This is a genomic window from Phocaeicola sp. RTP21359st1_B8_RTP21360_211022, from assembly GCF_040911965.1.
Lineage (GTDB): Bacteria > Bacteroidota > Bacteroidia > Bacteroidales > Bacteroidaceae > Phocaeicola > Phocaeicola vulgatus.
Genome location: NZ_JBDFXP010000016.1, coordinates 82,652 through 107,351, shown reverse-complemented (window position 1 = coordinate 107,351; position 24,700 = coordinate 82,652). Strand labels below are relative to the sequence as shown.

Sequence of the window (24,700 nt, the reverse complement as noted above, 5' to 3'; positions counted from 1 at the left end):
TCTGACTGAGCGAAGTTAGGACTTGCCCGATTTTTTTGCAAACACAAAAAAAGGCCGTCTCATTTTGAGACAGCCTCTTTTCTCGTTTTATTATTTTTCAAATTGGATTAGTGGCAATGTCCGCATCCACAGTTGTTTTCATCACTACAACCATCACCGCATCCACCTCCGCAGTCACCACAACCACAGCCGCATCCTTCTCCACTCATCATTTTTACCATTTCCTGAATTTCTTCATTAGTGGCTGTGCGGGATTCTACTACTTCACCTTCAAAAGTGAGATCTTTACCTGCATGAGGATGGTTTAAATCTACAGTAACAGTGTCATTGGTTACTTCGCTTACGGTAGCGTAGAAGTGATGGCCTTCATTGTCCTGTAAGGGAATGACAGCCCCCGGGAAGATACGTTCTTCATCAAAAACACCATCAATGGTGAACATATCTTTAGATACAGTGCGCACACCTTCGGGCATATATTCTCCGTAGGCTTCTGCGGTAGGAATGACAAATTCAAATTTATCACCCTTCTTCAAGGCTGTTATTTCTGTTTCAAAGCGTTCCAGTGTGGTTCCTAAGCCGGATATGAACTGGAAAGGATGTTCTACAGTTGCTTCTTCTACCAATGTTTTCTGGCCGTCTTGCATTACATAAAGTTTGTATGCTACGGTGATGTACTTATTTTCCATGTTTTCTTATTATAATAATGTAATATAAACTACTTACGTAAGTTTTCCGTTGGCAAAGATACGAATTAATTCCCCTTAATCCTTTGTTATTACGTTTATATTACATAAATTTGTTATTATGATACTATAAATGCATTTTCGGTGGCGTTTAATCCTTGATATAAATCAATTAACTGCTCGTTTTGATAGATGTTTGCTTTAATTAACAGATATATGACAACATGTTATAAAGCATGTTGTTATATTTGCAACGTAAAGAGAAAGAGATAACGAGATTGTTTTTAAAAGGTATTATTTAGTTCTTAGGTACTAAGTAAATTGTTTTTAGGTTTAACAAATTAAAATTTTAGGTATTATGAAACGTTTAGTATTGTTGGTTGTAGTGGCATTAGGAATGTCAGCTACAAGTTTTGCAGGAGAAAAAGTAGAAGGTAAAGATTGGAAGGTAGATGTTAACGTCGCAAAGTTGAGCAAATATTTGAATCTGGATGCACGTCAGATGGAGGAGGTTGCTAATATTTCTGATTATTTTGCTGACAAAGTGCAAAGCGCAAGCTACGCAAAAGAAGCTAAACAAGGTAAAAAATTGCGTGAAGCCGTATATGGAAACTTCAAACTGATGAAACGTACATTGACAAATGAGCAGTACAAGAAGTATGTGCAGTTGTTGAATGTCACATTGAAAAACAAAGGGTTGGATTCCTATATGGAAGATGCGGTGAATAAATAAATTTATAAAGTGAAATAAATGAATAGAAAAGAGAGTGCATTGGTTTGTATTCTCTTTTTTATTTATCCGTCGGAAGATATAGTGTATATTTGTGATAAAATGATTGTTTAAAGCCCGATTTAGTTACGAATGATAATTTATAAGAAAAAAAATCTTCATTTTATTTGTTTGTTACAAAAAACGCTTTACCTTTGCAGTCGTTAAAGAAACAAAGAAAACAGATATATGAATATTACTACTCTAAATAACCTGGCAGTCCTGCATATTATTCGCGTCGTGGTGGTCACACTGGGAGCGTGAGAAAGGTTGTGTATGTGTAGTTGTACATATAAAGAAATAATTGAAAGCCTTTCTCACATGGTGAGGAAGGCTTTTTCAATAAGTATAGGACGTTATAGATTTAGAATAAGATGAAGAATCAGTTACGCAGTTCGTTTAGCACACAGGGTCGCCGTATGGCAGGAGCGAGAGCTTTATGGGTAGCTAACGGCATGAAAAAAGAAATGATGGGCAAGCCCATTATAGCCATAGTAAATTCGTTTACACAGTTTGTTCCGGGACATACCCATCTGCATGAAATAGGTCAGCAAGTGAAAGCCGAGATCGAAAAACTGGGATGTTTTGCAGCAGAGTTCAATACAATTGCCATTGATGACGGAATAGCTATGGGACACGATGGTATGCTATATTCACTGCCCAGTCGTGATATCATTGCCGACAGCGTGGAATATATGGTGAATGCTCATAAGGCGGATGCAATGGTGTGTATCAGTAATTGTGACAAAATCACTCCGGGTATGCTGATGGCTGCCATGCGGCTGAACATACCGACTGTTTTTGTATCGGGTGGTCCTATGGAGGCAGGAGAATGGAATAACCAGCATCTTGATTTGATAGACGCCATGATTAAATCTGCTGATGCATCGGTCAGCGATGAGGATGTGGCTCAAATAGAAGATAATGCGTGTCCCGGCTGTGGATGCTGTTCAGGTATGTTTACGGCTAATTCCATGAATTGTCTTAATGAGGCTATTGGTCTGGGACTTCCGGGTAATGGCACTATTTTGGCAACTCATGCCAACCGTACTCAGTTGTTTAAAGATGCGGCTGCTCTGATAGTGAAGAATGCTTATAAATACTATGAGGAAGGAGATGACAGCGTGTTGCCACGCAGCATTGCTACTCGTGATGCTTTTCTGAATGCCATGACATTGGATATTGCAATGGGTGGTTCCACCAATACTGTGCTCCATCTTTTAGCTATCGCCCACGAGGCGGAAGTAGATTTCAAGATGGATGATATTGATATGCTTTCACGCCATGTGCCTTGTTTGTGTAAAGTAGCTCCGAACACACAGAAATATCATATCCAGGATGTGAACCGTGCCGGCGGTATCCTTAATATATTGGGAGAATTATCCAAGGGTGGTTTGCTGAAAACCGATGTGAAACGAGTGGACGGTCTGACATTGGCGGAAGCTGTCGAAAAATATAATATATGTAAGAAGGAAGTGGATACTGAAGCAAAACGTATCTATTCAAGTGCTCCGGGAAACAAATTCAATATAAAGCTGGGTTCTCAGAATGCTGTTTATAAAGAACTGGATACAGATCGTGCCAATGGTTGTATCCGTGATTTGCAACATGCTTATAGTAAGGACGGAGGTTTGGCTGTTTTGAAAGGGAACATTGCACAGGATGGTTGCGTAGTGAAAACAGCCGGAGTGGATGAAAGTATTTGGAAATTCTCGGGACCTGCCAAGGTGTTCGATTCGCAGGATGCTGCTTGTGAAGGTATTCTAGGAGGAAAGGTAGTCAGCGGAGATGTTGTTGTTATCACTCATGAAGGTCCGAAAGGTGGTCCCGGTATGCAGGAAATGCTTTATCCTACTTCTTATATCAAATCCAAGCATTTAGGAAAAGAATGTGCTCTGATTACCGACGGACGTTTTAGTGGAGGAACCTCGGGATTAAGCATCGGGCATATTTCTCCCGAAGCTGCAGCGGGTGGTAATATCGGAAAAATAGTGGATGGTGATATAATTGAAATCGATATTCCGAACCGCAGTATCAATGTGAAACTGAGCGACGAAGAATTGGCCGCCCGACCGATGGCACCGGTGACCCGCGACCGTAAAGTTCCTAAAAGCTTGAAGGCATACGCTAGTATGGTAAGTTCTGCAGATAAAGGAGGAGTGAGAATCATTGACTAAATTAGAAATTAAAAATTGAGAATAAAAAACAGTTTCGTTGTCATCGGCCAGTTGTCCGGCATCGTATTTTTTTGAATCTCAATTCTCAACTAAACAATTATGGCAAAAGAAAAGATAACAGGAGCAGAGGCGATGATGCGTTCTTTGGAGTATCAAGGAGTAAAAACTCTTTTCGGATATCCTGGAGGTTCTATCATGCCTACTTTTGATGCTTTATATCATCATAAAGATACATTGAACCATATATTGGTCCGTCATGAACAGGGAGCTGCCCATGCAGCACAGGGATTTGCCCGCGTATCCGGGGAGGTTGGTGTCTGTTTGGTGACTAGCGGACCCGGTGCGACAAATACCATCACCGGCATTGCCGATGCTATGATTGACAGCACGCCTATTGTGGTGATTGCCGGACAGGTAGGAGCTTCTTTTTTGGGTACGGATGCTTTTCAGGAAGTAGATCTGGTGGGTATCACTCAGCCTATTACCAAATGGAGTTACCAAATTCGCCGTGCGGAAGATGTAGCTTGGGCTGTAGCCCGTGCTTTCTATATAGCCAAAAGCGGACGTCCCGGTCCTGTTGTTCTGGACTTTGCCAAGAATGCACAAGTGGAGATGGTGGATTATGAACCGATGAAGCTTGATTTTATCCGTAGTTATGATCCGGAACCTAATCCTGATAAGGAATCTCTTCAGGAGGCTGCCGAATTGATAAACAATGCCCAAAGGCCATTAGTGTTGGTAGGGCAGGGGGTAGAGTTGGGTAATGCACAAGATGAGTTACGTGCATTCATAGAAAAAGCCGATATGCCTTGTGGCTGTACTTTGCTGGGACTTTCGGCTATACCGACTTCGCATCCTTTAAATAAAGGAATGTTAGGTATGCATGGAAATCTGGGGCCCAATGTCAAGACTAATGAATGTGATGTGTTGATTGCCGTAGGTATGCGCTTTGACGACCGTGTAACCGGAAAATTAGATACATATGCTAAACAGGCAAAGGTGATTCATTTGGATATTGACCATTCTGAAATAGACAAGAATGTAAAAGTGGATGTACCCGTATTAGGTAATTGTAAACATACGCTAGCTATGCTGACGCAACTTATCCGGGAGAATAAACACTCCGAATGGATTGATAGCTTTGCTGAATATGAAAAGACGGAATATGAACATGTTATCAGTAAAGAAATTCATCCTGTTGACGGGGCGTTGAATATGGGTGAAGTGGTGCGTGCGGTGAGTGAGGCTTCGAATAATGAGGCCGTACTGGTGACAGATGTGGGACAGAACCAAATGATGGCTGCTCGTTATTTTAAATACAGTAAGAACCGCAGCATCGTAACTTCAGGTGGATTGGGAACAATGGGATTCGGTCTTCCCGCTGCTATAGGCGCTACTTTCGGTTGCCCGGATCGTACTGTATGCGTATTTATGGGTGATGGCGGTTTGCAGATGAATATTCAAGAATTGGGAACTATCATGGAGCAAAAAGCGCCGGTAAAGATTATTTTGTTGAACAATAACTATTTGGGTAATGTTCGTCAGTGGCAAGCTATGTTTTTCGGTCATCGTTATTCATTTACTCCGATGTTGAATCCGGATTACATGAAGATTGCCGAGGCATACGAGATTCCTGCCCGTCGTGTCATGAAGCGCGAGGAATTGCAGGATGCTATCCATGAAATGCTGGCTAATGACGGGCCGTTCCTGTTGGAGGCTTGTGTGATAGAAGAGGGAAATGTATTGCCGATGACACCTCCGGGAAGCTCGGTGAATCAGATGTTACTGGAATGCTAATTTAATAATTATGGATAAGACATTATATACATTAATCGTTCATTCAGAAAATATCGCCGGTTTGCTGAATCAGATTACGGCTGTGTTTACTCGTCGCCAAATCAATATCGAAAGTCTTAATGTTTCTGCGTCTTCCATCAAGGGAGTGCATAAATATACTATTACTGTCTGGACTACTCAGGATGTGATAGAAAAGGTGGTGAAGCAGATTGAGAAGAAAATAGATGTTTTGCAGGCACATTATTTTACTGATAGTGAGATTTATCAGCATGAGATTGCTTTGTACAAGGTTTCTACTCCTGAATTTCAGGAGAATCCTATGGCATCTAAAGTTATCCGCCGTTATAGTGCCCGCATTGTAGAAGTAAATCCGGTTTTCTCTATTGTTGAAAAGAATGGAATGAGTGAGGAAATTACCGCTCTTTATGAGGAGTTGCGCGGATTGGGGTGTGTATTGCAGTTTGTACGTTCGGGACGTGTGGCGATTACTACCAGCTGTTTCGAGCGTGTGAACGAATATCTGACCCAACGCGAGGAAAAGTATCGCCAGCAAAAAACGGAATAATGATGAGTGAGAATAAAGTAGGAACATACAGATTTGTGGCAGAACCCTTTCACTGTGATTTCAGTGGAAAGTTGACTATGAGTGTGCTGGGTAACCATTTGCTGAATTGTGCCGGCTTTCATGCTGCCGACCGGGGATTTGGAATTGCTACACTCAATGAGAATCATTATACATGGGTACTTTCCCGTTTAGCTGTAGAGTTAGAGAATATGCCTTGTCAATATGAGGGATTCAGTATTCAGACATGGGTGGAGAACGTGTATCGCCTTTTTACAGACCGTAATTTTGCAATTTTGGATAAGGAAGGAAAAGCTGTCGGATACGCCCGTTCCGTATGGGCGATGATCAGTATGGAAACTCGCAAACCAGCTGACTTGCTTACGCTTCACGGAGGTAGTATCACTGATTATGTATGCGATAAGGAATGTCCTATAAGCAAGCCCGGTCGTATTAAGGTGACAGAGAAAACTCCGGTTTCTGAATACCAGACCAGATATAGCGATATTGATATCAATGGTCATGTGAACAGTATTAAGTATATAGAACATATTCTCGACCTGTTTCCTATAGAATTTTTTAAGGAGAAACGGATTAAACGTTTTGAGATGGCTTATGTAGCTGAAAGTTATTATGGTGATATATTGAGTTTCTACCGCGAGGAAGTGGGGGAGAAAGAATATGATATAGAGGTGAAGAAGAATGGCACAGATGTTGTCGTTCGCAGTAAGGTGATATTTATTTAGAATCTAATTTTTAATTTTTAATTTATAATTTAAAATGGCACAATTGAATTTTGGCGGCGTTACAGAAACTGTAGTTATCCGCGATGAATTTCCTTTGGAAAAAGCACGTGAAGTATTGAAAGATGAAACAATCGCTGTGATCGGGTATGGTGTGCAGGGACCGGGGCAGTCTTTGAATCTCCGGGACAATGGTTTCAATGTAATCGTTGGTCAGCGTCCGGGAAAAACATATGAAAAAGCAGTTGCTGACGGATGGGTTCCGGGTGAAACTCTGTTTGGTATTGAAGAGGCTTGTCAGAAAGCGACTATCGTAATGTGTCTGTTATCTGATGCAGCTGTTATGTCTGTATGGCCGACTATCAAACCTTGCTTGACTCAAGGCAAGGCACTTTATTTCTCTCATGGCTTTGCTATTACTTGGAGTGACCGTACAGGGGTAGTTCCTCCTGCTGATATTGATGTGATCATGGTAGCTCCTAAAGGGTCGGGTACTTCACTGCGTACCATGTTCTTGGAAGGTCGTGGTTTGAACTCTTCATACGCTATCTATCAGGATGTAACCGGCAAGGCTTATGAACGTACTATTGCATTGGGTATTGGTATCGGTTCAGGCTATTTGTTCGAAACTACTTTCCAGCGTGAAGCAACTTCTGACTTGACTGGTGAACGCGGTTCTTTAATGGGGGCTATCCAAGGATTGTTGTTGGCTCAGTATGAAGTATTGCGTGAAAACGGACATAGCCCTTCTGAAGCGTTTAATGAAACTGTAGAAGAATTAACCCAGTCATTGATGCCTTTGTTTGCTAAGAATGGTATGGACTGGATGTATGCTAACTGCTCTACTACTGCTCAGCGCGGTGCATTGGATTGGATGACTCCGTTTCATGATGCTATCAAACCTGTAGTTGAAAAGTTATATCACAGTGTGAAGACTGGCAACGAGGCTCAGATTTCTATCGATTCTAACTCTAAACCCGATTATCGTGAAAAATTGGAAGAAGAATTGAAAGCATTGCGTGAAAGCGAAATGTGGCAGACGGCTGTAACCGTACGTAAACTTCGTCCTGAAAATAATTAATAGTTAGTATTTAGTATAGAAAGCGGGGGTGCGATGAGGCATCTCCGCTTTCTTTTATATATATTAATGTTAGTGGTATTGTTTATATCATGTGTAGTCGCTAATTTTGTGAAAACTTGACTTAGACATGAATAATAGATTATCACTTTTATTAATAGGGTGCATATTTCCCTTTCTATCTTTTTATGCACAAAAGAATATGAATCTTCCACCATATTATCCCACAGTAAAAGGTATTACGGATTATGCTGTGTGGCAGCTTGTATATCCGGATTCTTTATTAAAGGCGGATATTGCAGGTGAAGCAGTGTGTACACTCCGCATTGATAGTTTGGGTATTGTCCGTAGTAAATATATTGAAGCCACTCATCCTTTGTTTGCCAAGGCGGCCGAAGATGTGATTGAGGGGATGCGTGAATGGCAGCCTGCAAAGAAAGCGGGTAGAGATATAGATAGTACTGTAGTCTTTCATATTCCTTTTAATCCTGATATTTACAGTGACCGTATTTGGCGGCAGCAGCAAGTTCTGGAATCTTGCAGGGGACAATTTGTCGATTCCATGCCTGTCTTTCCAGATGATATTCGTAGTCTTGTTATGGGAAATATGGGTTGGCCTGATGATAAAGTGGATAAAGCCGTTGCTATTTGCCGTTTTACGGTGAATGAAAACGGGGAGATTATGAATATCCGTGTGATAAAAGGCACTCATCCGGCTTTTGATAAAGAGGCTATACGTATTCTTTCTAATTTTCCCCGGCTGATTCCTGCCATGAAAAACAGCAAACCTGTGCCATATGATTATTTTTTGACTATGCGTTTTTGGAAAGAGGATCTGGAACATTATTTATTGTATAGGGAATGTGCACAGGAAGATTTGGAAAAGACCACTTGGGAGCCTTATAGATACTCTTCTTATCCCGGTGGTACTGTTGCTTTGACGCAATTTATAAATTCTCATCTGAAAATAACTCCCGAAATGAAAGCTACGGGAAAGCAGGGACGGGTGATTTATAGTTTCAATGTGGATATAGATGGTTCAATGAAAGATTTTCGGCTGGTGAGGGGACTTGATCCATTAATGGATGCCGAAGCATTGCGGGTACTTCAATTAGTGAATGAAAAATGGAGTACGGGGTATTATTTCAATTCAAAGAAATGGTATCGGGAGTTTTATGTGAATCAATTCACCATTCCCATTATTTTTAGTTGGTAGCTTATACATATTGCTACTTTGGACTTGAGATTTCGATGTTTTGACAGTTTTTGGAGTCCACCTGTAACATTAAGGAGGATTACCGTTCTTGAAGGATCATTTTGTTCTTCGGTCAACTTTCGGAAGTATCTCTGACCTGTCAGTTTTTCGATACAGGAACTTCGAGCATGTATGCCCTCATGCCCTTATTGTGTGTATAACAGGCTAATTATAAATTACTTATGTATTGACGGTAAAAATACTTGCTCTCACTTATACTCTCATGCCCTCACTATGTTTTGAAGTTTTTTTTTACATAACATGCTTGTTGTCAGTTATGTATATTTTTTACAGGCTGTTTGTGTTTGATGCAAAGTAGGACATTTTCAGGCTTTTCTATCGTAAGAAGTATGCATGAGAAGGGTTTCTACGAAATGAGGCTTACGATGGAATTTCCGGCAGGGGTAAAAAAGATCAAGACGTTTTTAAAAAAGCTCTTGTTCTTTTTTAAAAAGGCGGTTATCTTTTTTTAAAAGCTCTTGATCTTTTAAAAAAACGTCCTGTCACCAACGACAGGAAGAATATAAAAACAGGCTGTACCAATCATTTGATACAGCCTGTTTTTATATTTATAGGATTATATACTACAGATTAGAAGTACAGATAACGGTCATCTTTCACTTCAGCTTTTTTGTAGAGGTCATTGATGAAACTGCTAGCATAACGTCCTGCCATATTAGACAAGTTGTTTTCTTCGTTTTTAGCATCAAATTCTTCTGCACTTTTTTCTTTGTTATAAACCTGAATCATGTAAACACCTGCATTACCCTTGATAGGACCAGTTAACTTGTTTACTTCAGCTTTGCTTGCATAAGCACCTAAAGCTGGTTCGCTGGCGCGAGTTACTGAAACATATGCCGGAGCAGAGAAAGTGATATGTTTTACAGAATCGCTAACTGCATTTGCCATATTTTTCACTTGGTCAATGCTGTTTGCGCCTTTCATTTCAGCTATCAGTTTTTCAGCTTTTTTATCTTTGATGATTTCTGCTTTCAGCATGTCGGCAACCAAGTTGATATTACGATATCCGGCAGGATTAATCTTTTCAAGAGCAACTACCATCAGGTGATCGTTCTCACCACATTCATACAATGGAGACACTTCACCTTCTTTGGCTGCAAAAATCCATTTCAACGCTTCACGGGTTCCTTTTACACCACCCACACGGTGTTCTGCGCTACGGAAATCAGCACGTTCTAACAAGCGGTATCCGCTTTCTTCTGCATTGGCAACAATCTTATCCATTGTAGTGTTCTGCGCTACGAATTGGCTGAAATCATTGTATGCCTTGTTGTATGTTTCTTTGCTGAATTCAACCGGACGTTTAATCACTGCAACTTTATATTTATCTTTCATGGCTTTTTTATCCAACACTTGAAGAATAACGTTAGCTTGTCCGATCTGAAGATTGCTTAATTCTTTAACATTAGAGTTAATCAATGTGTTGATGTATTTAGCATTGTCAGCATCTAATGCAGCACCTTCATAGTTGCGTGCAGTCAACCAGGTTGCTTCACCTGTCTGACCATATTTTTTTGCGATATCAGCAAAGTCAGCTCCATCTTTCAGTGCATTGAAAATACTATCGGCTAAAGTTGCGGTTTTAGCAGCATCTTCAGCATATACCTGAATTTGACGATATTGGATTGAATCGGGAGCAGTCTGCTTGGCAATAATTTTAAAAGCATTATATGAATCATCTGCCTGATTATAGTAAGGACCATATACTTCGTTGATAGTTACAGAGTCCAAACGAGCAACTACATCATTAGGATATACAGTCTTGTTGATTGCAATTTCAGAAAAAGGAACAACAGAGCCGGTGGAACGGATGAATGTGTTCATGTCGGCAGCGGTACCTAGCTGGTTGGCATATTCGGTTACTTCATTTAATACTTCTTTGCGATCTTCTTCAGATGGAGTTACCAATACATCAATGTATTTGATATTACGAGTTTCAACCGGCTGTTCGAAAGAACTTTTTTTCTTGTTATACAGATCTTTGATTTCGCTGTTTGAAACCGTGATAGTTGAATCGCTGATAGAAGAATAAGGAATTGCAGCCAGTAAAACGTCTGATTGTTCAGTGCGTGATGTAAACGCATCTTCAGCTGCAACCGGATTTGAGATCAATGATTTTGCAATCAGGTTCTGATATTTTTCAGCTAAAGTAGATTGGATCAAAGTCTTTTCAATAAAATTCCAAAAAGCTCCCATTTTTTGATAGTATTCTACATATTGTGCAGGCATTTTGCTTGCATCCAGGTGAGCGTAATCTACCAGGAATTTTTTCAGCATATCTTTGTCGAAAGCACCGGTTTGCGGATTGCGGAACGGAGTTTGCATTAATAAGGGGTTAGTACCCTCCTCAATGATTGCTTGAACTTCAGCTTTGCTGACAGTCAGTCCCAATTTTGCAGCTTCTGCTGCGATTAATTGGTTATTTACGTAAGATTGCCATACTTGGTCTTTCACTTGAGTCAGTTGGTCGTCATTTAATGCAGAAACACCTTGTGTCAATTTAATGACTTCTGTGTATTCGTCTACCATTTTTTGATACTCTTGTGCTGTAAGTGTTTTTCCATTCACTTCACCTACGTCTTGTTTACCCTGATGTGGTTGGAGAACCTTCCATGCGTCTCCGGCAATGAATGCGAAGAGGGCAAGTCCGATTACAACGACCAACAGAGGGCCTTTACTTCTGATTGTTTGTAATGTTGCCATTTAATTTTACTATTTTTGTTTATTGTTTTTTTATACTTCATAGATTTAGCGCACGAAGATACAAAAAATGCAGCTTACAAGCTATTTTATTGTGAAAAAAATCTATTATTCGGTTACTTTCAACTTTACTAATTCAATTTTGGTTGCTGTTACTTTAATTATTTTGAAATGGAATTTATCGAAAGTGATCTCTTCATGTATTTTGGGGAAGCTTTGGTATTGGTGCAGGATGAGTCCACCGATAGTTTGGTAATCATCATTTTCCGGTAGGCCAAGTGAGAACAATTCATTGGCTTTTTCTATTTCCAGACGTCCGGAAAGGATGTATTCATTGTCACCGACAGATTTGGCTATGTAAGAAGTCGTGTCATGCTCATCTTCTATTTCACCGAAAATTTCTTCCACTAAATCTTCTAGCGCCACGATGCCGGATGTACCTCCGAATTCATCGACTACTACAGCTAAGGATTTCTTTTGCTGCATGAATAGTTTCATCAGCTTATGCGCTCCCATCGTTTCGGGAGCAATAGGTAGTTGGCGGACACTCTTAGTCCAGTCGGTCTGTTCACGAAACATTTCAGAAGAATGGATATAACCTATAATATTGTCAATGTTTTCTTTATAGACAATGATTTTACTGATTCCGCTTTCAATGAAGCGGGCTTTTAGTTCTTCTATGGGAGTTCCATATTCTATGGCAACAATTTCGGTTCTAGGTACCATACAATCCCTAATTCTGATATTCGAAAAATCTAGTGCATTTTGGAATATCTTGACTTCGGTGTCTATGTCTTGTTCATTTTGAACATCTTGTATACTGCTTTGAATAAAGTAATCTAGATCGACTTTGGTAAAAGCTTTTTCATTGGCTTCTTTATTTGTTTTAATGCCTATAATGTAAAGTAATATATTGGATATTCCCGAAGCAAACTTGCTGATGGGATAGAGCAAGACATAGCAAATGTAAGTGGGAACTGCAAAAATATTCAGAGTGAAATTGGGATTAATCTTAAATAAGGTTTTAGGCAGGAACTCTCCTGTGACCAAGATGATTAATGTGGAAATAATTGTTTGGATCAGTACTAATAAAAAGTGGTTGTCTATCAATCCTGCCAGCAAGTTTTGTTCAATGACTTGTGCCATCAATATACCGTAAATGACCAAAGCGATGTTGTTCCCTACCAACATGGTAGAGATAAAATTGTTCGGATTATGAAAGAAGATGGAAAGTATACGTGAATTTATGCTTTGGCTGTTACGATCCATTTCAAAACGTAATTTATTGGATGAAACAAAGGCTATTTCCATGCCGGAGAAAAAAGCGGAAAAAGCCATTGTGATAAGAATTTGTATAATAATACCCATAATAGTGAGTGAATTAGCGTATCGAATCAGTTCTGGTGCTATTTGCAACAGCTTTTGTACTGTCTGCTGGTGCTGTATCTTCTACAGTGAAAATACCTGTGTTATTATAAATTTGATATTCTGTCATTTGCTGGTTGGATTCAAATCCATAACCGGTAATGATTTTGTCTTCTTGTTCAATGCGGATAAATTTGTCAGAATAGACCCTTTCCTGTTTTTCATCCCAAAAGAGCAGGTCTGTGTCAAATTTGTCGCCTCTTTGGCTGCGGATATGCACATTGCTTCTCAATTCCCAAAGTTTCTTTTTCTCGTAGTAATAGGCTGTATCGGCTTTTATGCTGGCATCAATATGGAATAGGGAATCAAACTTTTCCAGATAAACTCCTTTTTCAAAAGCCCAATAAGGAGGGTTCTTTTTATCATAAATTTCCCATTCTTCTGTGATAATTTTGTAGCGGGTAATACCGGAATCGGATATAAGGGTAGTAACCCCCAATGTTTTCATGCTAGGCAATGAATCTCTTTCTGTAATGGCTTCCGCCAGATTTTTTTCGCCTCCTGAGCATGCTGGGAATAAAACAAACATAACAGTTGCCCAAATGGCAACTGTTATGTTTAGAAATATAAAGTGTGATTCTTGTTTTTTTTCAGACGACATAATTATCTGATAGTTGTTGTTTCACCAATCCATCCACCGATTGTAACAGAGTCACCTTTCTTCAAGCTGAGGAAGAACAAGTCTGCGTCTTTAGGAGTATGGGCTGCATAAGTACCAATTAGTTTATTTGCTTCTTCAGCAACACTAGGATCTACACTTTTTGCTTTCTGTAATTTGTCGATAACAGCAAAATAAGTACACTTGTTCAATGCGGCTTCATCACTCCAGTTAGGGCTTGATGCATACATATTAGCAATTAAAATGTAAGGCTTACCATTGTTTCCATCCAATGAGATTGACTTCAGCGCATATTGTTTTGCCTTGCTCAACTGTTTTTTGCTGAATAAAATAGCAGCGGTTTTGTATGCATAGTCGGCTTTCTTTAATGGGTCTTGTTCTAAGTTGATAGCCTGATCAAAATAGTCGATACATTTGTCCATATCACCTTTCTTGTAATACATGTATCCGCAACCTACAGCAGTTTCGGCAGTCGGTTCGATGGCATGTGCGGCTTCAGATGCAGCAAAGTAAGCTTCCTGTTCTGTACAGTTTAGCATCTGCATTACAGAAATAACTTGCTTCAGATAATCCAAATTAGTTTTGTTTTGTTCAACTTTCGGAGCATAGATAGCTTGTAGGTTGTCGCAAGTCGCTACACCACTGTTAATGAAAAATGCATCGATATTGTCTTTTGCCACTTTCAATAATTTTTTGTCATTTTCCTTTGTAGCAGCTTTTAAAGCTCCATCAGCAACTCCTGATGCAAACAAGTAATCCTGAATGAATTGTTCTTTGTATGCTTCATCACTCTTCATTTTACGGGCAGCAGCATCCATGAATTCTTGTAATACAAAATAGTCGGAATTTTCTTTTTCAAGTTCAATGGCTTCTTTGAACATGTTGTATGCTTCATTCATGTCCTGTCCACCCATTGTGAAGTAGTCATGTGCCTTCATTCCGATAATTGAACCCTTTGTAGCATCTCTTTTAACCAACTTGTTCAAATCGTCCAGATATTGGATACGCTGGTCGTGAACTTTCATCAGTTCATTGAAGTATTGTTTTTGCTTAGCTGCATCTTTTTCACCGGCTATTAAAGCACGAAGAATTTTTGCACCATTAGTATAAGTACTTACTTGAGCTTTGGGGGCTTCTGTAAATACGCTCATCCAAGGAGTATAGGCGTCCTTGAAATTGTTAGTTTTGACATACTCAGTGTAAATACTGATATTTTTCAAGCATCGGATACTGTCTTCACCATGTCCGAATCTTGATCCGTCTGACGCTCCGGTCTGAGCGAAAGAAGCTGTTGTACCTAAGGAAAGAACGAACAGCGCTGTTACCATCTTCATTTTCATCGTATATAAATTTAGTTGTTGTTATTTATTTGCTTCTCTCCATTTATTAATCCACTTTCCATTTCATGAACCAACGTTCATTGAAAGTGAGCCCGATATTGATTCTCAAATAGTTCTCTTCCATTAATCCTTTAAATTTAGGACTGACTTTAATGTATTGTCCGGAAATGTTCAGCATAGATTTACTTTGGAACATGGGAAGTCCGAAACCTACACTGACGCCATATTCGCGTGCACCGTCTTGAAAACTGGTTGCTCCTGTGTCCGGATCAGTATAGCTTACCTTATTATAAGGAGTTGAATAATAAGCTCCCATACGGTAACGGATACGCTTCAGATAGTTGTGGCTGATATAACTTGGTACGAATTCCGCACCAAAAGCTATTTTTGTGCGGTTATTCATTTCCACACTTTCTTTGTTGAACTTGCTCCAAGTCAGATCGGCTGTATTCCATTTTTGTAAAGTATAGTCAATCCCAATCGTCAGGCGGTTGTCATATACATAAGTAAGACCTGCACCAAATGTATGTGGCATTTTAAACGGGTTTGGAATAGTATCGCCAGTTTGTGACTGTACATAAATGGAACCATTACTTTCCGTACCTGTCTGATGATATTTATATGCATCTCCGTGCAAGGTATGTCCCAGTGTATAAACGGCACCTACATTTATTGTGTTTTTCTTGTTTAACTTATAAGTATACTGTAAACCAAAATCCAATTTATAATCACTGATGGAAAATTTGTCTAATTTGATACTACGTGTATCTGTCGCTCCAATAGCTGTCATGGATTGATGGGTAATGTCTCCATAAAGATATGAAAAATTTGCACCAACAGACAAATTATTAAATACTTTATAACCTAATCCTACAAAAACCTGGTGAAAGCCTCCGTCGCCATTATAAGATTCGGCCCACTTTCCGTTATTGTCTACATCCTCAAAATCATGTGTTTTGGAAATGTTGTAACCTACTGTAGAAAATGGAAGAAAACCAACTGTCATTCCCATTTTTTGCCATAGACGGAATTGCATGGCCAAATAGTCAAAACTTGAGTTTTTAGCATTGGTTTTTACATTACCATCCTTGAAGTTCGCATTTTGAAGAGTCATTCCTGCATCGAACAAGAATGTCAATGAATCGATAGCTGTATAAGATGCCGGATTAGACGCGTTGATTTGGTAGCCGTTTCGCAAACCGTATGCTATTCCTCCCATTGCTTTACTGTTACCAAAATTTTGATCAGCTAACTGACCAAAGCCGTAGCGTGTATAGGGAGAATTTGTGCTTGTTTGGGCTACGGCCAGCCCTGTGACTGTGAGTAATATTGACGCACTAATCAGTCTTTTATAATTTATCATTATAGCTTAATATTCTGTTTAAACCTTTCAATACTAAAAATCTATCTGCAAAGATGATACTTTTTAATTTTGTATCAAAAGAAAATTCATCTCCGCCCGTTAAAAAAACCAAAAGCTCCGGATAATTCTTTTGAAGATGGGTGATATAGCCGCTCATTTCAAATTCCATTCCGCGAATGACTCCTGCCCGGATAGCCGTTTCTGTAGATTGTCCATACATCGGAACTTCTCCTTTAGCGCTTACTTTGGGAAGTTTGTCGGTGAATATGTTCAATGCCTTGAAACGCATACGCATTCCTGGAGAAATATTGCCTCCATGATAGGCTCCGTCAGCGTCAATAAAATCGTATGTGACACAGGTTCCTGCATCAATAACCAGCACATCGTGTCCAGGCTTCAGCCAGTTTGCTGCGACCACAGCTGCTAAACGGTCCATGCCCAGTGTTTGAGGCGTTTTATATAAATTAGTGACGGGAACAGGGGTTTCATGACTTAATTCGATGATGTTAAAAGGCAATCTTTCCAGTTGGTGCCGGATCGTATTGCTTAGTGTTATGACAGAAGCTATGATACCTCGTTTCAACGGGTATCGGGAGCAAAGCATCGGGAGGCAATCTAAAGAATGATTGGAGCCACGAAATACTTCAACTAACTCGCCTTTGTCGAATATAGCCAATTTGGCTACTGAGTTTCCTATGTCGATTATTAAATTCACAACTTTGCTTTTTCGGCTGCAAAGTAACGCAAAAAATAAATAGGAATAGCAATAAAAAATGGTATTTGTGAGGAATTAATTAATATTTAGGTGTACTTTTGCATCGGTAAACAGAGAATGGAATTTATGAATAAATTAATTATAGCATTGATATTGTTATTCTTTTTCTTGGGTCAATCGGTTAGAGGTCAGGAAGATAACATAAAGGTAAGTCTGATGACTTGTGCTCCCGGTACGGAAATATATGCTTTGTTCGGGCATACGGCATTGCGCTATGAGGATAAGGCACGTGGAGAGGACTGGGTGTTTAATTATGGTATGTTCAGCTTTAATACTCCCCATTTTATCTATCGTTTTGTCAAAGGAGAAACTGATTATGAATTGGGCGTAACCCGTTATCCTTATTTTGAAGGCAGTTATGCTATGCGTGGTTCCTCTGTTTATCAGCAGACATTGAATTTGACTATTTCGGAAAAACAGGAGCTCAGAAGATTGCTGGAAGAGAATTATCTGCCGGAGAATAGGGTTTACCGTTATAACTTTTTCTATGATAATTGCACTACCCGTGCGCGTGATGTAATAGAAAGGTGTATTGAAGGGAAGGTTGTTTATTCTGAAGGAAAGGAGGGACTCTCTTTTCGGGATATTGTCCATCAATATACTAAAGGACACAAATGGGATGAACTGGGCATTGATATGTGTTTGGGCAGTGAAGCTGATAAGCCTATTGATGCGCGTAAGCAGATGTTCGCCCCTTTTTATTTGCTGGAAGCGGCAAAAAAAGCGACTATAGTAGTAGGTGACAGCGTGCGTCCTTTGATTCTGCATGAAAAAAAGGTGGTGGATGCAGAACCGGAGAATGTTGGTGACGGTTTTCCATTGTCACCCCTGGCGTGTGTCTTTATTTTAATAGGAATTACTTGTTTTGTAGGATGGTTGCAGTTTAAAACCAGGAAAATAATCTGGATTTGGAATTTGCTTCTTTTTGGTGTACAAGGGTTAGCGGGGTGTGTCATTACTTTCCTGGTCTTTTTTTCTACTCATCCTACGGTAGGGTCCAATTGGCTTATCCTTTTATTGAATCCTATCCCTTTAATTTACCTTCCGATCATGGTTTGTCGAGCTATAAAAGGTAAAAAAGACCTCTATCATACAATAAATGTAGTGTATTTAACACTTTTTATAATGATAATGCCGTTTGTACAGCAAAAATTCAATGTAACGGTATTACCTTTGGCACTGTGTTTGTTGATATGTTCTGCAAACCACGTTTTATTATATTACAGACAAAACAATAAATGAAAGGACGCATCTTAACTTCTCTTTTGACTGTTATCGCATTAACAGGGTTGCAGGCACAGAACATTCCTGCGGTTCCCAGGTTGGTGGTCGGATTGACTATTGACCAGTTGCGGACTGATTATATAGAGGCTTTTTCGGCTTTATACGGTGAACGTGGTTTCAAGCGGTTGTGGAGAGAAGGACGGATTTATCGGAATGCCGAATATGACTTTATTAATGTGGATAAGTCATCAGCTGTAGCGGCCATTTATTCTGGCACTACACCTTATACCAACGGAATCGTGGGGGATAACTGGATGGACCGCAGTACTCTGCGAGTCCTTAATTGTGTGGACGATGCTGATTTTATGGGTATTTACACTTCAGAGTCCACTTCTCCGCAGAAAATGAAGGTGTCGACTTTGACAGATGAGTTGGTAATAGCCACACAAGGAATAGCTGAAGTTTATTCTATCGCTCCTACACGTGAAATGGCGGTGTTGGCTGCCGGTCATGCTTCGAAAGGTGCATTCTGGTTGAATGATGAAACAGGAAAATGGAGTGGCAGTACATATTATGGTACATTTCCTGCATGGGTGACTACTTATAATGACCGTGAAGGATTGGATTTCCGTATCGGCAATATGTCGTGGGAGCCTTATTTGCCTGTGACTGTCTATAAATATTTGACTAGCGAGAACAAACAAGTTACGTTCAAGCATAATTTCGATGACGAGCGGAAAAATAAATACCGTAAATTGAAAACAAGCCCTTATGCTAATGATGAGGTAAACCGTTTGGTTAATGCTTGTTTTAGTAATACTTCCATTGGAAAGGATGCTGTTCCGGACTTTTTGTCACTGGCATATTATGCCGGGAATTATGATCATAAGGCTCCTGCAGAACTCCCGATGGAAATGCAGGATACCTATGTACGTCTGGACAACAGTATTGCTGAATTATTGGAATTGATAGACCGGAAGGTTGGTTTGAACAATACTTTATTCTTTATAACCTCTACAGGATATGCTGACGCTGATCCTGTTGATTCTCCTCAATATAAAATACCGGGTGGAGAATTCCATATTGAACGTTGTTCTGCTCTGTTGAACCTTTATTTGGCAGCTATTTACGGTGAAGGACAATGGGTGGAGGCGCATTTTGAGCAGCAAATATACTTGAATCATAAGCTGATAGAGCAGAAACAACTGAATATATCCGAGATATTAAATCGTGCGGCAGAATTCTTGGTACAGTTCAGCGGAGTGAAAGATGTGTATTCTTCACAACGTTTGCAATTGGGAGCGTGGACTCCTACCATTGATAAAATTAAGAATTACTATAACCCGATATGTTCCGGAGATTTATGGATAGAAGTCTTACCAGGCTGGACTGTATTCCGTGAACATTCGCTTGATACGCAGGTGCAACGCTATTCATATGCGTCGGCTCCATTGATTTTCATTGGGAACGGAATGAAACCGGAAATAATCCATGCGCCTATAAAAATAGGCAATATAGCACCCACCGTAGCCCATTACATGCGTATTCGTGCTCCTAATGCAGCCGTTCTGGCACCAATGACAGACATCAGAAAATAATATTAAGGAGAGAAGTGCAAATAAATCAGCATTTTATTGTAACTTTGCACTTTCAAAAGTAATCAAATTAGAAAATAATAAAAACAAAAAATACAATGGGATTTAATGAATTTATTGGCAAATTGTTTGGAAATAAGGCCACTCGTGACATGAAAGAAATCAAGCCATGGGTTGATAAAATAAAGGCTGTTTATCCGGAAATTGCCAAATTGAGCAATGACGAGCTTCGTGCAAAAACAGTAGAATTAAAGAAGTACATTTCTGATTCGGCTGCTGAGGAACAAAAGAAGATAGAAGAATTGAAAGGTACTATCGAAACTACAGAACTGGAAGATCGTGAGGGCATCTTCGCGCAGATAGACAAACTGGAAAAAGAAGTGCTGGAAAAATATGAAAAAGCACTGGATGATGTACTTCCGCAGGCTTTTGCCATTGTAAAAGACACTGCACGCCGTTTTTCTGAAAATCCGGAATTGGTTGTAACCGCTACCGATTTTGACCGTGAACTGGCTGCTCAGGGAAAAGATTTTGTGCGTATTGAGGGCGATAAGGCGATTTGGCAGAACCATTGGATTGCTGGTGGTAATGACATGGTATGGAGCATGGTGCATTACGATGTGCAGTTATTCGGTGGTGTAGTGTTACATAAAGGCAAGATTGCCGAAATGGCTACTGGTGAAGGTAAGACGTTGGTAGCCACTTTGCCTGTGTTTTTGAATGCACTGACCGGTAATGGCGTACATGTAGTTACTGTTAATGATTACTTGTCAAAACGTGACTCGGAATGGATGGGGCCATTGTATCAGTTCCATGGATTGAGTGTGGACTGTATTGATAAACACCAGCCCAATTCTGATGCACGCCGCAGAGCTTATATGGCCGATATCACTTTCGGTACGAACAATGAATTCGGTTTCGATTACTTGCGTGACAATATGGCTGTCAGTCCAAAAGACTTGGTGCAGCGTAAACATAATTATGCTATTGTCGATGAGGTGGACTCTGTATTGATTGACGATGCTCGTACTCCGTTGATTATTTCTGGTCCTGTTCCTAAAGGTGAGGATCAGTTGTTTGAGCAACTCCGTCCTTTGGTAGAGCGTCTGTTTGAAGCTCAGAAAAAGTTGGCTACCCAATATTTGGCCGATGCCAAACGCTTGATTGCATCGGATGACAAGAAAGATCAGGAAGAGGGATTTTTGGCATTGTTCCGTAGTCATAAGGCACTGCCCAAAAATAAGCCGTTAATCAAGTTCCTAAGTGAACAAGGTATTAAGGCAGGTATGCTGAAGACAGAGGAAATTTATATGGAACAGAATAACAAGCGTATGCCTGAGGCCACTGATCCATTGTATTTCGTAATTGATGAAAAGCAAAACAGCGTAGATTTGACCGATAAAGGTATCGACCTGATTACAGGAAATGCGGCAGATCCTACTTTATTCGTTTTGCCTGATATTACTTCCCAATTGTCTGCTTTGGAAAATGAGACAGATTTGACAGAAGAAGAAAAACTGGCCAAGAAAGATGAACTGATGACAAATTACGCTATCAAGTCTGAACGCGTACACACTATCAACCAGTTGCTGAAGGCTTATGCCATGTTCGAAAAGGATGACGAATATGTTGTAATCGACGGACAGGTTAAGATTGTTGACGAACAGACAGGACGTATTATGGAAGGCCGTCGTTATTCTGACGGTTTGCATCAGGCTATTGAGGCCAAAGAAGGCGTGAAGGTGGAAGCTGCTACCCAGACCTTTGCTACCATCACTTTACAGAACTATTTCCGTATGTATCATAAATTGTCGGGTATGACCGGTACAGCGGAAACGGAAGCGGGAGAACTTTGGGATATTTATAAATTGGATGTCGTTGTTATTCCGACGAATCGTCCTATTGCCCGTAAAGATATGAATGATCGCGTTTATAAGACAAAACGTGAGAAGTATAAAGCTGTCATCGAAGAGATTGAAGAAATGGTAAAAGAAGGACGTCCTGTTCTGGTAGGTACCACTTCGGTGGAAATCTCTGAAATGTTGAGCAAAATGCTTGCAATGCGCAAGATTGAGCATAATGTGTTGAATGCGAAACTGCATCAAAGAGAGGCGGATATTGTGGCACAGGCAGGTCAGAAGAGTATCGTGACTATTGCTACCAACATGGCAGGTCGTGGTACCGACATTAAGCTGAGTCCGGAAGTGAAAGCTGCGGGCGGTTTGGCTATTATCGGTACGGAACGTCATGAAAGTCGCCGCGTGGACCGTCAGTTGCGTGGTCGTGCCGGTCGTCAAGGGGATCCGGGTTCATCTGTGTTCTTTGTATCATTGGAAGATGATTTGATGCGTTTGTTCTCTTCAGATCGTATTGCCAGTGTAATGGATAAACTTGGCTTCAAAGAAGGTGAGATGATTGAGCACAAGATGATTTCAAATTCCATTGAACGTGCTCAGAAGAAAGTGGAAGAAAATAACTTTGGTATTCGTAAACGCTTGCTGGAATATGATGATGTGATGAACAAACAGCGTGTGGCTGTTTATACCAAACGTCGTCATGCCTTGATGGGTGAGCGTATCGGTATGGATATCGTGAATATGATTTGGGATCGTTGCGCTTATGCTGTAGAATTGGGCGACTTTGATAATGTGAAGATGGAAATATTGCAGACATTGGCAATGGAAGTACCATTCACAGAAGAGGAGTACAACAAGATGAGAAAAGAAGATCTTGCTGAGAAAACCTTTGAAGCGGCAATGAACAACTTCAAGCGCAAGACAGACCGTATGGCCCAGATTGCCAATCCCGTTATCAAACAGGTATATGAGATGCAAGGACATATGTACGAAAACATCATGATTCCTATTACGGATGGCAAACGCTTGTATAATATCTCTGTCAACTTGAAGGCGGCTTATGAAACAGAAGGCAAGGAGATTGTGAAGTCATTTGAGAAGGCGATTCTGCTTCATACTATTGATGATGCATGGAAAGAAAACCTGCGTGAACTGGATGAACTGAAACATTCTGTACAGAATGCTAGCTATGAGCAGAAAGATCCGCTGCTGATCTTTAAGTTGGAATCTGTCAATTTGTTTGACAACATGGTAAATAAGATCAATAACAATACCATTTCTGTATTGATGCGTGGACAAATCCCGGTTCAAGAACCGGAACAAGTTCGTGAAGCTGCTCCCGAACCGCAGGCTCCTCGTCAACAGTATAGAGAGGAAAAGCAGGATTTAAGTGATCCTCACCAGCAAGCTGCTGCCGAACATGACACCCGCGAGGTAAAGCGTGAGCCGGTTCGTGCGGAAAAGACAGTGGGTCGTAACGATCCTTGTCCTTGCGGAAGCGGTAAGAAATATAAGAACTGTCACGGGCAAAATGCGTGATAAATAACGATTATTATAGAAACGTTCGGGTAGAATTTACTACCCGGACGTTTTTTTTATTCCTTTTAACTTACTTCTTACATAAATAAGCGTATTTTTGTTCCCTAAGAAAAAATGATAATATGAAAAGATCCGCCTCATTAATAATTCTAGTTGCCGGGACACTTTTTGCTTCCTGCAGCAGTTTGCAGACCATATCTTTTGACCAGTTACAGGCAGCCGATGTCAGTTTTCCGGATGCTGTGAGAAAAGTGGCTGTGATAAACAATATGCCTGTACTGAAAACTAAAGATAATCATGAAATACTGAGCAGCGAATTGGAAGGCGATGGTAAAGTGGCATCCGAAGCTTTGGCAGAGAATATTGCCAATGTGAATTATTTCGATCAGGTCATTATCTGTGATTCTGTATTCCGGGCACAGGATAAAGTGCCACGGGTTAATGTCATTCTGACTAAAGAGGAAGTACGGAAACTGAGCGAGGACTTGGGAGTGGATATGATATTGTCTTTTGATCGTATTCATATTCAGACTAAGCCCGGCGTACTGTTCTATCCGGATTTTCCTATGCCTATAGATGCTGTAGATGGAATTATATCTCCGATTGTTAGAGTATATATTCCCAATCGTGATAAACCTTTGTTTGTAGTTGCCAAGCAAGATACCATTTCCTGGGAAATAGAACCAGCTCTTTCTGACCGGAAGATAGTAAAAGAAGCTTCGGAATATGCCGCTTCTATTCCAGTAGAACATCTGTTGCCACATTGGGATGAGGTGGCTCGTTTTTATTACGATGGCGGGAATATTGAAATGCGCGATGCCGGTGTATATCTTCGTGAGAACAATTGGGATGAAGCGTATAGTCAGTGGAAGATAGCCTATGAGAAGAGAAAAGGCCAGCAAAAGATGAAAGCGGCTTTTAATATTGCACTATATTATGAAATAAAGGATAATGTAGAACAGGCCAAGGAATGGTTGGGTAAAGCGAAGAATTTGGTGAAATCAGGCAGCAGGGATGAACAATTGATAGCCTTTTATTCATTGGAGTTAGAGAAAAGAGAGAGTAAGCTATCCCAATTGAGAATACAAATGAAACGTTTTGATGATAATTTTTAGAGAATAAGTGTTGAGAGAAAGATTTTTTTTGTACTTTTGGATATAAATAATATATAAAATTGAT

At 40.1% G+C, this 24,700-nt stretch carries 18 protein-coding genes; 11 read left to right on the top strand and 7 right to left on the bottom strand.

The genetic code is table 11. The annotated features are described in order from the left end of the window. Positions 1-107 precede the first annotated feature (107 nt). The gene (locus AB5062_RS10505) at positions 108-686 is read right to left on the bottom strand and encodes a peptidylprolyl isomerase (RefSeq protein WP_005847229.1); all 579 of its coding nucleotides are present in this window, start codon (positions 684-686) and stop codon (positions 108-110) included. A 355-nt stretch (positions 687-1,041) separates the two neighbouring features. Here AB5062_RS10505 and AB5062_RS10500 point away from each other — a divergent pair, with 355 nt between their 5' ends. From AB5062_RS10500 to AB5062_RS10470, 7 genes are all read left to right on the top strand, one after another. Continuing rightward, on the top strand, positions 1,042-1,416 hold the full coding sequence (locus tag AB5062_RS10500) for a hypothetical protein (protein ID WP_032952467.1): 375 nt from the start codon (positions 1,042-1,044) through the stop codon (positions 1,414-1,416). Positions 1,417-1,826: 410 nt separating this feature from the next. Then, positions 1,827-3,629 carry a dihydroxy-acid dehydratase gene (gene ilvD / locus AB5062_RS10495; protein ID WP_005847233.1) on the top strand — a complete coding sequence of 601 codons (1,803 nt, stop codon included), beginning with the start codon at positions 1,827-1,829 and terminating at the stop codon, positions 3,627-3,629. Positions 3,630-3,728: 99 nt separating this feature from the next. Further along, the gene (gene ilvB, locus AB5062_RS10490) at positions 3,729-5,426 is read left to right on the top strand and encodes a biosynthetic-type acetolactate synthase large subunit (protein ID WP_005847235.1); all 1,698 of its coding nucleotides are present in this window, start codon (positions 3,729-3,731) and stop codon (positions 5,424-5,426) included. Positions 5,427-5,436: 10 nt separating this feature from the next. Beyond that, entirely contained in the window at positions 5,437-5,991 is a 555-nt protein-coding gene (ilvN, locus tag AB5062_RS10485; RefSeq protein WP_005847237.1) for an acetolactate synthase small subunit, read from the top strand. Continuing rightward, entirely contained in the window at positions 5,991-6,734 is a 744-nt protein-coding gene (locus AB5062_RS10480; RefSeq protein ID WP_005847239.1) for an acyl-[acyl-carrier-protein] thioesterase, read from the top strand. Before ilvN ends, AB5062_RS10480 begins: the two co-directional genes overlap by 1 nt. 34 nt (positions 6,735-6,768) lie before the next feature. Then, positions 6,769-7,812, top strand: a complete 1,044-nt coding sequence (gene ilvC / locus AB5062_RS10475; protein WP_005847241.1) for a ketol-acid reductoisomerase — start codon at positions 6,769-6,771, stop codon at positions 7,810-7,812. Positions 7,813-7,939: 127 nt separating this feature from the next. Beyond that, positions 7,940-9,025 carry an energy transducer TonB gene (locus tag AB5062_RS10470; RefSeq protein WP_008669942.1) on the top strand — a complete coding sequence of 362 codons (1,086 nt, stop codon included), beginning with the start codon at positions 7,940-7,942 and terminating at the stop codon, positions 9,023-9,025. A gap of 630 nt (positions 9,026-9,655) precedes the next feature. Here AB5062_RS10470 and AB5062_RS10465 read toward each other — a convergent pair. The 6 genes from AB5062_RS10465 to AB5062_RS10440 form a co-directional block, all read right to left on the bottom strand. Then, positions 9,656-11,788: a peptidylprolyl isomerase gene (locus tag AB5062_RS10465; protein ID WP_005847247.1), complete on the bottom strand. Its 2,133-nt coding sequence runs from the start codon at positions 11,786-11,788 to the stop codon at positions 9,656-9,658. Positions 11,789-11,893: 105 nt separating this feature from the next. Beyond that, positions 11,894-13,153 carry a hemolysin family protein gene (locus tag AB5062_RS10460; protein ID WP_005847249.1) on the bottom strand — a complete coding sequence of 420 codons (1,260 nt, stop codon included), beginning with the start codon at positions 13,151-13,153 and terminating at the stop codon, positions 11,894-11,896. Between the two features lie 13 nt (positions 13,154-13,166). Then, complete coding sequence (gene lptC / locus AB5062_RS10455) at positions 13,167-13,811, bottom strand: LPS export ABC transporter periplasmic protein LptC (protein WP_005848207.1); 645 nt, start codon at positions 13,809-13,811, stop codon at positions 13,167-13,169. A gap of 2 nt (positions 13,812-13,813) precedes the next feature. Beyond that, positions 13,814-15,169: a hypothetical protein gene (locus AB5062_RS10450; protein ID WP_005848206.1), complete on the bottom strand. Its 1,356-nt coding sequence runs from the start codon at positions 15,167-15,169 to the stop codon at positions 13,814-13,816. A 46-nt stretch (positions 15,170-15,215) separates the two neighbouring features. Continuing rightward, positions 15,216-16,532, bottom strand: coding sequence for a membrane protein (locus AB5062_RS10445; RefSeq protein WP_005848205.1), 1,317 nt, complete (start codon positions 16,530-16,532; stop codon positions 15,216-15,218). Then, positions 16,519-17,247, bottom strand: coding sequence for a type III pantothenate kinase (locus tag AB5062_RS10440; RefSeq protein ID WP_005847258.1), 729 nt, complete (start codon positions 17,245-17,247; stop codon positions 16,519-16,521). The genes AB5062_RS10445 and AB5062_RS10440 overlap by 14 nt, the downstream gene beginning before the upstream one ends. A gap of 126 nt (positions 17,248-17,373) precedes the next feature. Here AB5062_RS10440 and AB5062_RS10435 point away from each other — a divergent pair, with 126 nt between their 5' ends. The 4 genes from AB5062_RS10435 to AB5062_RS10420 all read left to right on the top strand — a co-directional run bounded on the left by AB5062_RS10435 (position 17,374) and on the right by AB5062_RS10420 (position 24,636). After that, positions 17,374-18,549: a DUF4105 domain-containing protein gene (locus tag AB5062_RS10435; protein ID WP_032952581.1), complete on the top strand. Its 1,176-nt coding sequence runs from the start codon at positions 17,374-17,376 to the stop codon at positions 18,547-18,549. Next, complete coding sequence (locus tag AB5062_RS10430) at positions 18,546-20,129, top strand: alkaline phosphatase family protein (protein ID WP_011965647.1); 1,584 nt, start codon at positions 18,546-18,548, stop codon at positions 20,127-20,129. Before AB5062_RS10435 ends, AB5062_RS10430 begins: the two co-directional genes overlap by 4 nt. A gap of 95 nt (positions 20,130-20,224) precedes the next feature. Then, a complete protein-coding gene (gene secA, locus AB5062_RS10425; protein WP_016270178.1) occupies positions 20,225-23,521 on the top strand; it encodes a preprotein translocase subunit SecA in 3,297 nt (1,098 codons plus the stop codon). A gap of 122 nt (positions 23,522-23,643) precedes the next feature. Then, complete coding sequence (locus AB5062_RS10420; RefSeq protein WP_005847266.1) at positions 23,644-24,636, top strand: DUF6340 family protein; 993 nt, start codon at positions 23,644-23,646, stop codon at positions 24,634-24,636. Positions 24,637-24,700: the final 64 nt, after the last annotated feature.

Bases quoted from the DNA above. Each gene is read 5' to 3' on its own strand.
- AB5062_RS10505 (WP_005847229.1), bottom strand. From the start codon at position 686: ATGGAAAATAAGTACATCACCGTAGCATACAAACTTTATGTAATGCAA.
- AB5062_RS10500 (WP_032952467.1), top strand. From the start codon at position 1,042: ATGAAACGTTTAGTATTGTTGGTTGTAGTGGCATTAGGAATGTCAGCT.
- ilvD (WP_005847233.1), top strand. From the start codon at position 1,827: ATGAAGAATCAGTTACGCAGTTCGTTTAGCACACAGGGTCGCCGTATG.
- ilvB (WP_005847235.1), top strand. From the start codon at position 3,729: ATGGCAAAAGAAAAGATAACAGGAGCAGAGGCGATGATGCGTTCTTTG.
- ilvN (WP_005847237.1), top strand. From the start codon at position 5,437: ATGGATAAGACATTATATACATTAATCGTTCATTCAGAAAATATCGCC.
- AB5062_RS10480 (WP_005847239.1), top strand. From the start codon at position 5,991: ATGATGAGTGAGAATAAAGTAGGAACATACAGATTTGTGGCAGAACCC.
- ilvC (WP_005847241.1), top strand. From the start codon at position 6,769: ATGGCACAATTGAATTTTGGCGGCGTTACAGAAACTGTAGTTATCCGC.
- AB5062_RS10470 (WP_008669942.1), top strand. From the start codon at position 7,940: ATGAATAATAGATTATCACTTTTATTAATAGGGTGCATATTTCCCTTT.
- AB5062_RS10465 (WP_005847247.1), bottom strand. From the start codon at position 11,788: ATGGCAACATTACAAACAATCAGAAGTAAAGGCCCTCTGTTGGTCGTT.
- AB5062_RS10460 (WP_005847249.1), bottom strand. From the start codon at position 13,153: ATGGGTATTATTATACAAATTCTTATCACAATGGCTTTTTCCGCTTTT.
- lptC (WP_005848207.1), bottom strand. From the start codon at position 13,811: ATGTCGTCTGAAAAAAAACAAGAATCACACTTTATATTTCTAAACATA.
- AB5062_RS10450 (WP_005848206.1), bottom strand. From the start codon at position 15,169: ATGAAAATGAAGATGGTAACAGCGCTGTTCGTTCTTTCCTTAGGTACA.
- AB5062_RS10445 (WP_005848205.1), bottom strand. From the start codon at position 16,532: ATGATAAATTATAAAAGACTGATTAGTGCGTCAATATTACTCACAGTC.
- AB5062_RS10435 (WP_032952581.1), top strand. From the start codon at position 17,374: ATGAATAAATTAATTATAGCATTGATATTGTTATTCTTTTTCTTGGGT.
- AB5062_RS10430 (WP_011965647.1), top strand. From the start codon at position 18,546: ATGAAAGGACGCATCTTAACTTCTCTTTTGACTGTTATCGCATTAACA.
- secA (WP_016270178.1), top strand. From the start codon at position 20,225: ATGGGATTTAATGAATTTATTGGCAAATTGTTTGGAAATAAGGCCACT.
- AB5062_RS10420 (WP_005847266.1), top strand. From the start codon at position 23,644: ATGAAAAGATCCGCCTCATTAATAATTCTAGTTGCCGGGACACTTTTT.